Source organism: Ammoniphilus sp. YIM 78166, from assembly GCF_004522215.1.
Lineage (GTDB): Bacteria > Bacillota > Bacilli > Aneurinibacillales > RAOX-1 > YIM-78166.
This window is the reverse complement of the sequence record NZ_SDLR01000015.1, coordinates 48,105-56,872: the sequence shown is the minus strand read 5'-3', so window position 1 is coordinate 56,872 and position 8,768 is coordinate 48,105. Positions and strand designations below refer to the sequence as shown.

Sequence of the window (8,768 nt, the reverse complement as noted above, 5' to 3'; positions counted from 1 at the left end):
ACTTCATATGTCCATTATAAGGGGTCCGACCACTGTCACTCCCCGAATTTTGTCGAGTGGTGACCTTATCGCGGTTTGCGGTAGGGTCTTTTTATTTTTCCTAAACGTATGAAAATCGTATGAGCTGGCTATGCTTATTTTTTCGGCATTAGGGGCTTATGTTGCGATGCCTTTCTTTAGCCTGATTGAGTTTTATGACCCCAAAGGATGGCCATATACGTATGACTTTTTTCTATTCCTTCCCATCTATTTAATTGGGCACTGGTCTAGTACGTGGAATCAGTACGAAAAGATTGTAGAAGAAAGTCCTGAAAAATTGGCAGAGCGATAAGCCAGATAAAGTTCACCCTAGTTAAATAAAGGAGTCCTTGGGGCTCCTTTTTGCGTGGAAATTTTTACTCCAATTTTACTTATCTTGAATCTTGTATAAATAGAAAACTTGTGTTTATATATAATAGATTTAGAAAATTTGGCTATCTTATAGGGTTAGTAGAGGGGGAACAATGCCTTTGATGTTTAAGAGGCTATCTGAAAAAATGGGGAACATATGGTTATCCAGAATCTTTTTTGTGATCCTATCGATTTCATTAGTATTTGAGGTCTCCGATGATCTAAAATTCCCCAATAGAGAATGGCTGGAATGGATTTGTGTAACTTCTGTTATTGTCATAGGCATTCCTTTGTTTTTTAAAATTCGCTCCAACGAAAATGCAAAACTGTCATTAAATAAAATTGAAGAAACCCTGTCCCATATCTCCAATACGGTTTCTGATCTCATCTTTTTAATGGAAGTCAAAAATAAAGATACGAATGATTATCAATGCGTGATGGTTAATGCAGCTTATCTCAAGGTTAGCGGATTAACTGCGGAGCAGGTCATTGGTAAAAAAGTAGGGGAAATTGTTAACGAAGAATCTGCTTTCATAATTTACAAAAAGTATAGGGAAGCCATTGATAGCCAACAATCGGTTCGGTATGAAGAATCTACGGTTTTTCCATCCCAAACCGTTTTTGTCGAGACTACCCTGATCCCTATTTTTGATGAGCAAGGAAAATGCACCAATATCTTAGGAATATCCCATGATATCACTGATAGGAAACGATCCGAAGAATATTATGTGAAATCGGAAAAGCTAGCTGTTTTAGGTCAATTGGCCGCCGGGATTGCTCATGAAATTCGAAACCCTTTGACTACATTAATTGGTTTTGTCACGTTGTTTAAAGAAACCGAAAAGAACAATGAATATTACTATGATCTCATGCTGTCAGAGCTCAATAGAATTAATTTTATTGTAAGTGAATTTTTATTACTTTCAAAACCTCAATCTAAGCAATACCAGCAAAAGGATATTATTGAAACCCTTCACCATGTGATTGAGATCGTGAATACCCATGCCATTATCAATAAGGTTGAAATGGTGTTAGAGGTTAAGGGGCAGATCCCTTTCATTTGGATGGAAGAAAACCAATTAAAACAAGTATTTATAAACGTTTTAAAAAATGCCATTGAGTCTATGCCAAACGGTGGTCGAGTCATAATAGAATTAGAAAATTATGGTGAAAGCCAAGTTTCTATTTGTATTGTTGATGAAGGAACCGGTATCCCCGAGGATCTTTTATCCAAATTAGGCGAACCATTCTATACCACCAAAGAGAAGGGAACGGGATTAGGGTTGATGGTAAGCCATAAAATTATAGAAAATCATAGAGGAACTATAGAAATAACCAGCAAGTTAAATGTCGGGACTTGTGTGAAGATTATTCTGCCAGTTGAGATTTAGTTAAAATCAGAAAAGGAAGAACCCCTATCATGATGTATGACAAGGGTTTAGTTTGGCAATCATATTATGTACGGCGAATCATTCCGGGATTTGTCGCACAAACCTAATGGAACATAGCGCTCACCATTGAGCGTGTATCCCGTTTTGAAAATTTCCATTAGGGTAGAGTGGTCCTTATGGAGTTTTTGACAACTTAGGCAGTAATACATAGTATTAGGCTCCATGGAGTATCACTCTAGCACTTCAGCATTCTGAATAGCATGCTCCCAGCTAGGAAAGTAAAACAACGCACTTCTCATGAGATCGGGGTGTGTTTGTTTTACTTTCTTTTTGTTCAAAGTGGTACCGCTTCCCTGAAGTTGCTTAATGTGAGTTAGAACTTCATCAGCACTCATGTTAACATTCATGAATTTAAACCCTCCTTTTCGTTAAGATTAGTATCATTTTGCACTATAATTGGTAAATTTAGTCGAAGTAAGTCGAAATTTTTATTGTATATACAAGTAAGCAGTCTTTTTGGGGGTGTTTTTTGTTATGGGCAAATAAATTTAGGTTGTGGATGAAAGAAGTTATAAATGACAGGAGAGGGGGAATAGCCTCTTTTTTGTGGGTGCAACGGGAAGTTTGTCACGAATCAGAAAGGAAGAGATTCCAGGCAGGAAAAAACCTTACTTCCGAATGAAAGCAGGTTTCTGCGTTAAGGCTAGTCCACTTTGATCCTATACAAAAAGGGAGAATGGCACTATAATGAGGTAGAATTTTGAGAGAATGTGGTGAAAAGATGACAAAAGAAGCGTGCTGCTTGTGTGGCGAAAACTGGATGGTAAGTTCTTGTACAAAAATTTATTATGTCCCTTCAGATACATTTCAATATTTTGTTAGGGAGTCGGATTCAAAAGGTTGTCCTGCATGCGATTCTGAGCAACAGTGGACTTATAACGTGTATAGCTCTTTAGATATGTAGGGTAATTGCCGAGGCTGATAAGATCGATGTCGATTATTGGTGAACGGAATCTATTGATAGTGTTTAAAGCGCAGATTATAATCGATTTTGTAGAAGTTTAAGAAGGAGTTACTCATGTCTTTCATTCATTTAGATCAGAAGGTTATCGAGAGTTTGTTGCTACAAGTTTATGAGAGAAGTCAGAAGGATAGCGACCTGCATTCACAAGAAGTGATTCAGGACATGGTGGAGCAATTAAAGATCGCCATGAATCCGGTAAGACTATAGGTTTTTTACCATCTGATAGTTATGGTAGTCTATTTTCTTTTGTATTTTTAATTTCTCTTTTGGATCCATACAGCTATCCTTTAGAGCCAAATTCAATTTTACACAGAAACGGTGCCAGTGCTGAGATATGATAGTAATGATCGCCATCGTCAGGGTTCCCTCCGTTTTAGGGTAGGATTGAATTTAATATTTTTTCTATTATATTATGAAAGCGTTTTATATTTCAATAGGTCTTTTAGTATGAGATAAATGACAGAGAATAGGTAATAGGTAAGGTCCCATAAAATAAACACAGCACCCTAGGCTAGGGTGCTTTTTAGTTCCATTTGGCTTTTATGATAGATTAATTTCTTAAAGATTTGGTGTTTTTCTCGGTCATCCAAGCAATCCTGTAATAAAATCGTTTGCAAGTTAAAGCAGAATTGATGCCATCTGTAATGGATTCGGTTCATCATAGGCATATGCCTCCCTCCTAATGTGCCATTCATAAACTGACGGAGGATCAGGTTTCGGCAACTGGCTGGCTTTTGGGATGTTCCCAGGAGGCCCCTTTAGTTTTGCGTCCCTATTTTTCAATAGGTTTGCCTTTATCGTCATTTATGAATGCGTTGTCGAATAATGTCATCGTACAATAAACGCATGTTAATTTACATGAGTCTTAAGCACTATCCCTGAGAAGGGGAAAAGTCAAACTTTTGCACATAATTGCAGCCTTGGCAGGCGCGCCCGATCTGCTTCTGAGTCTTCGGATCAAGAAAGTAAACCTCATCATCACCGCAGATTGTACATTCTAACGCGTATAGGATTTCTCTTGGTCCAAACAGGGCATCTAGTAAGTACTTGAAATACATCACTATCACCTCGGGGATGTTTTCTATTACTATACCAGAGCTATCATGTGAAGAAGGGCGAAGCTTGTCAGGGGAGGAGAGTATTTTTTGACATGAGGCACCAAATATTCCCAAAAGGTGCCTGTCACTCCCCGAATGTTGTCGTATAAATGTGATAGGTATTTTTTCCTTGTTTTTTCGCTTGATACATGGCCATATCCGCGTGTTTGATCAACGTGCCAAGTTCGTTGCCATGAACGGGATAAAAAACAATACCAATACTCGTGGAAACCGATAGGGTATTGAAGTGGATAACAAAGGGAGTATGAATCTCCTTGATGATTCTTTGGGCTACTTTAGTGGCGCCATCTTCATCCGTATTCGGCAGAATAATGATAAATTCGTCTCCGCCTAATCGGGCTACCGTGTCATGGATTCGAACACATGACAAGAGGCGATATGCTGTTTCCTTTAACAGCATATCTCCCACTGCATGCCCGTAGGAATCGTTTACTCGTTTGAATCCATCTAAATCCATAAACATCATCGCTGAATAATTTTTGTTTGGATTTGAAGTATATAATAAACGTTCCATATTTTCTTCAAAGAATCTGCGATTTGGCAGCCCTGTAAGGGAATCCTTAAAAGCTAAATCCTGCATTAAGCTTTCGTTTCTTTTTCGTTCGGTTATATCCAAGATGGTTCCAATAATAAGAGGTTTACCTTCTTGAATCGTTACAGTTCCGTAGATTTCAACATGGATGATCTCTTTATCTTTTTTAATCAGCCGAACCTCTATCTTTTCACAGGTTTCTTCGTGATTTAATTGTTTCTGTATAGATTCCATAATAATGGGCTTATCGTCCGGATAGACCAATTCTTCGAGTACATCCATGTGCATGATTTCATCTTTGGTGTAACCCGTCATTTCCATCGTTCGCCGATTAACATAGGTGATCTTTCCATTTAAAAAGGTATAGATGCCAACCAATGAATCTTCGGCTAGGGCTCTGTATTTATCCTCGGATTCCTGCAACGTTTTCTTTTGCTTCATCACAATAAAAGTGAAGGGAATCATGATTAGAATTAAAACCATCACGTCGATAAATTCTTCCTGAACATGGATAGGAACATCCCAATACCAGTGAATGATTCTTTGGAATACAACCATTTCGAATACTTTAAGCAAAACCACACCGATAAGGGCAACGACGGTATTAAAAAACCATCGTAAGTATTTTCTTCGCCAGAAATCCATCATTTTTCTCCGTTTAATCCTAAATTTCTTAAACTTAAGTTTACCATAGAAAGCTGAGTTCTTATTATGAAAAAAGGGAATGGGCATGTTAATGTTTAACGGATAGACAAAGTAATCAAAGATGGTTACCTGATTTGTATTAATGGCTTTTTCCAACTACGTGCTTTCGTTGCGCTCCAAATTTGCACTATAGATTCTAAACTTATTAGGGAGTAGAATAGTTGTAACTATTACTATTATATCGAGGTTGATATGGCGTATAAAGGCAGAATCGTTACCATTTCTATTTGCGTAGTCTTTGGCCTCATTCAATATCTATATTTTCATGAGGATCTATCCCGTGAGCTGTTGGATCAGGTCATTGCCTTAATTTTGGCATGGTTTTTAGGTCGTCAATTTGACAAAGAACAGTACTATCGCAAACAGTTGCAGGAGAAAGAAAGAGAAAATCAAGAGCTGATGGAAACACTTGTGGCAGAAAGCAAGCAACGATATCAGTCTCTTTTTACTCATAATACAGAATGTGTTTTAGAGTTCGATCTCAACGGGAATTTAATTCAGGGCAATTCTTTCGTTGAAAAAATTTGTGGTTACACGGTTGAGGATTTGAAAATTATCGGAGCTGCTTCCATTGTTGCCCCTGAATGTATGGAAAAAAAGCTAAGACATACCATGCTAGCGGTCGGTGGTGAACCTCAGGAATATGAGTTGACGATCTTTCACAAGAAGGGACACCAAGTTGAAATCAATGTAAAAATGGTTCCTATTTTTATAGGCGAGCGATTGGTTGGTATCTTTGAGATTATTAGAGATTTGACAGAGTCAAAGAAAATGGAAACCTTTATTCGTCAAGCTGATAAATTATCCGTTGTGGGTCAATTAGCGGCAGGAATTGCTCATGAAATTCGAAATCCCTTAACCACGATAAAAGGATTTATACAGTTATTAGATTCAAACCTTAATCAACGCCATTCCCAAATCTTGTTATCGGAGATTGATCGAATCAATCTGATTGTGAGTGAGTTTTTGATTCTCTCCAAGCCACACGAGGTTGATCTTAAGCCTCACCATTTAAATTCTATCGTAAGAAGCGTGATTACCTTTTTAGAACCCTTGACTAACCTAAGGAATGTTCAGATCCTATACAGCGAAACGTTTGATTCCGCCGTAGTCCGATGCGAGGAAAACCAATTAAAACAAGTTTTTATCAATCTCCTAAAAAATGCAGTAGAATCCATGCCACAAGGTGGAAAAATCCATATGGAATTGAATGAAATCAATCCAAAGCATATATCCGTCCTCATCCGAGACGAAGGCTGCGGCATTCCCCAAGACCAGGTCAATCGTTTAGGAGAACCGTTTTTTACAACAAAGGAAGATGGAACAGGACTAGGTATAATGGTTACGCAACAGATCCTGAAAAATCACGGTGGGTATATGGGGATCGATAGTGAATTAAACAAAGGAACGACCGTTCATGTCATTTTGCCTTCGCAAATCGCATAGGGAATTGATGGTTTAGGAGCAGTGTGCATCGCTGTTCCTTTTTGCTTTTAAGAAAGGGGAAGCCGATATTTGTAAGGGGGAATTGGTTAAAATGGTAGGTATTAATACCCAACACTGCGGAGGATCCCATGTTCAGCGAATCCCATTTAGAGGACCAACACCTTTTTGTTCGTGTATTTGAGCAAGCCCCTATTGGGATGATTATAGGATCACCTAATGGGGAGTTTAGCAAAGTCAATTCCTCCTTCTGTAACATGATGGGATACAGCAAAGAGGAATTGCTAAGCTTATCGTTTCAAGCGATAACCCATCCGGATGATTTAGAACTCTGCCAATCGGCCTTTCGAAGATTATTACATGGGGAATTCGAAAGCTACCAACATGAAAAAAGGTATATCCATAGATCTGGTGAAATTTTGACAGCGATTTTAAGTGTTTCTTTAGTTCGTGACGAGGTTGGAAAACCTTCCTTCTTTATATCTCAAGTGGTGGATATCACCGAACAAAAGATGAAGGAAGACGAATTGAAGAGGATCGAGGAGCTACACCATCTGATAGCTGAACATTCTCAAGATATGATTATCCGTTTTACATCAGAGGGGGTTCTAACCTATGTCTCACCTGCGGTCCGTAAGTTGCTGGGCTATGAGCCAGAAGAGATGATCGGAAAAAACGGCTACGACTATTGGCATCCGGAGGATCGAGATAATTGGTTGGAGCAAGGTTCTGAAGAAAGCAGAAAAGCCATTTTTCGTATTCGCCATAAAGAGGGACATTACGTTTGGCAAGAATCCTTAGCCAAAAAAATACGTAATGATGCGGGACATATCCAGCATGTGATCGGAGTATGCCGTGATGTAACGGAACGCAGGAATATGGAGTTAGAAATCCAACAAATTCAAAAGCGCCATGAATCCTTACTCGAATGTACTCATGTGGGGGTTTGTGCCATCAATATGGAAGGGCGATTTATCGAAGCCAATCCCGCGTATGAGGGCATTATCGGTTATCGTTTGATGGAATTAACTCAGATGAATTATAAAGAATTGCTTTTTCCAGAACAGCTTCCGAATGCGGAGAACAAGCTCAGTGCTTTGTTAGACAGTGAATACATTGATTTTGAAACCTTTATGAAGCATAAAAGTGGAAAAAGAGTGGAGATCAGGACGACCATGTCCCCGATTATTATCAACGGTGAGAAGGTAGGGGTCTCGTTCATCGTCACCGATATTACCGAACAAAAGCAGAACGAGGAATTAATCCGAAGATCAGAAAAGTTAGCTGTTGTAGGAGAATTAGCTGCTGGCATCGCCCATGAGATCCGGAATCCTTTAACCAGCCTTCGTGGTTTCGTTCAACTTTTCCGGTCGGAAGATACTACCCATACGAAGAAGCTGTTTTATGATGTGATGTTGTCGGAAATCGATCGAATCAACGAGATTGTTAGTGAATTGTTGGTACTAGCTAAGCCTTCAAATGAAACGATGGCTCTCGGTAGTATTCCGGATAAATTAAACGAGGTTGTCAAATTGCTTGAAGGCGAAGCGAACCTTCGTAATGTCGTGATCCGAAACGATTTTGATGATGATTTGCCCTTAATTCAGTGTCAGAGGTCTTTAAAACAAGTGTTCATTAATCTCTTAAAGAACTCCATCGAATCGATGTCAACAGGCGGTGAAATTTGGATTCGGAGTGAAAGACAGGGCGAAAAAATATGTATTCAAATTATAGATCAGGGGTGCGGGATTCCGAGTCATCAATTATCAAAAATCGGCCAGCCTTTTTATACGACCAAAGAGTCCGGAACAGGCCTGGGGTTAATGGTAAGCCATCGTATTATCCAACATCATAGAGGGATGATGAGAATCGAGAGTGAGGTGGGAAGAGGTACGGCTGTGGAGATTATTTTGCCTTTATCACATAGTGGTGCCTGTCACTCCCCGATTTTTGTCGATTAAAGAAAGGCCTGATCTACATCATCACAGATGGGTGTAGATCAGGCCTTTTTCATGTGTGAAATTCTATCGGGTAGAGGCTGCGCGGAACATCCAGTAAAAAGCAAGGAGGGAGGTTTCCTTGTATCCTGAAAAATAGGTTCGCCGGTTTTCACTAGTTTTATCTTTTTAGAATATGATTGTTTAGAAGAGATATTAAAGTGTATG

At 39.0% G+C, this 8,768-nt stretch carries 9 protein-coding genes and 1 riboswitch; of the genes, 5 read left to right on the top strand and 4 right to left on the bottom strand.

What is annotated here, in order from left to right; translation table 11 throughout:
* Nucleotides 1–130: 130 nt before the first annotated feature.
* Both EIZ58_RS31010 and EIZ58_RS31005 read left to right on the top strand, forming a co-directional pair.
* Nucleotides 131–331: a hypothetical protein gene (locus EIZ58_RS31010; RefSeq protein ID WP_134704903.1), complete on the top strand. Its 201-nt coding sequence runs from the start codon at nucleotides 131–133 to the stop codon at nucleotides 329–331.
* A gap of 205 nt (nucleotides 332–536) precedes the next feature.
* Nucleotides 537–1,781 carry an ATP-binding protein gene (locus EIZ58_RS31005; RefSeq protein ID WP_167578074.1) on the top strand — a complete coding sequence of 415 codons (1,245 nt, stop codon included), beginning with the start codon at nucleotides 537–539 and terminating at the stop codon, nucleotides 1,779–1,781.
* Between the two features lie 230 nt (nucleotides 1,782–2,011).
* Here the strand turns inward: EIZ58_RS31005 and EIZ58_RS34005 are convergent, their stop codons facing one another.
* Complete coding sequence (locus EIZ58_RS34005) at nucleotides 2,012–2,188, bottom strand: hypothetical protein (protein WP_167578072.1); 177 nt, start codon at nucleotides 2,186–2,188, stop codon at nucleotides 2,012–2,014.
* Nucleotides 2,189–2,859: 671 nt separating this feature from the next.
* On the opposite strand from EIZ58_RS34005, the gene EIZ58_RS34000 reads away from it, so the two are divergent.
* The gene (locus EIZ58_RS34000) at nucleotides 2,860–3,012 is read left to right on the top strand and encodes a hypothetical protein (RefSeq protein WP_167578071.1); all 153 of its coding nucleotides are present in this window, start codon (nucleotides 2,860–2,862) and stop codon (nucleotides 3,010–3,012) included.
* A gap of 299 nt (nucleotides 3,013–3,311) precedes the next feature.
* Here EIZ58_RS34000 and EIZ58_RS33995 read toward each other — a convergent pair whose 3' ends face one another.
* From EIZ58_RS33995 to EIZ58_RS30995, 3 genes are all read right to left on the bottom strand, one after another.
* Nucleotides 3,312–3,473, bottom strand: coding sequence for a hypothetical protein (locus EIZ58_RS33995; RefSeq protein WP_167578070.1), 162 nt, complete (start codon nucleotides 3,471–3,473; stop codon nucleotides 3,312–3,314).
* Between the two features lie 47 nt (nucleotides 3,474–3,520).
* A riboswitch (cyclic di-GMP riboswitch) is annotated at nucleotides 3,521–3,608 on the bottom strand.
* Nucleotides 3,609–3,677: 69 nt separating this feature from the next.
* On the bottom strand, nucleotides 3,678–3,863 hold the full coding sequence (locus EIZ58_RS31000) for an acyltransferase (protein ID WP_134704901.1): 186 nt from the start codon (nucleotides 3,861–3,863) through the stop codon (nucleotides 3,678–3,680).
* A gap of 124 nt (nucleotides 3,864–3,987) precedes the next feature.
* Nucleotides 3,988–5,100 carry a sensor domain-containing diguanylate cyclase gene (locus tag EIZ58_RS30995; RefSeq protein WP_167578069.1) on the bottom strand — a complete coding sequence of 371 codons (1,113 nt, stop codon included), beginning with the start codon at nucleotides 5,098–5,100 and terminating at the stop codon, nucleotides 3,988–3,990.
* A 252-nt stretch (nucleotides 5,101–5,352) separates the two neighbouring features.
* Here EIZ58_RS30995 and EIZ58_RS30990 point away from each other — a divergent pair, with 252 nt between their 5' ends.
* Nucleotides 5,353–6,606 carry an ATP-binding protein gene (locus tag EIZ58_RS30990; RefSeq protein ID WP_134704899.1) on the top strand — a complete coding sequence of 418 codons (1,254 nt, stop codon included), beginning with the start codon at nucleotides 5,353–5,355 and terminating at the stop codon, nucleotides 6,604–6,606.
* A 128-nt stretch (nucleotides 6,607–6,734) separates the two neighbouring features.
* Nucleotides 6,735–8,564: a PAS domain S-box protein gene (locus tag EIZ58_RS30985; protein WP_134704898.1), complete on the top strand. Its 1,830-nt coding sequence runs from the start codon at nucleotides 6,735–6,737 to the stop codon at nucleotides 8,562–8,564.
* Nucleotides 8,565–8,768: the final 204 nt, after the last annotated feature.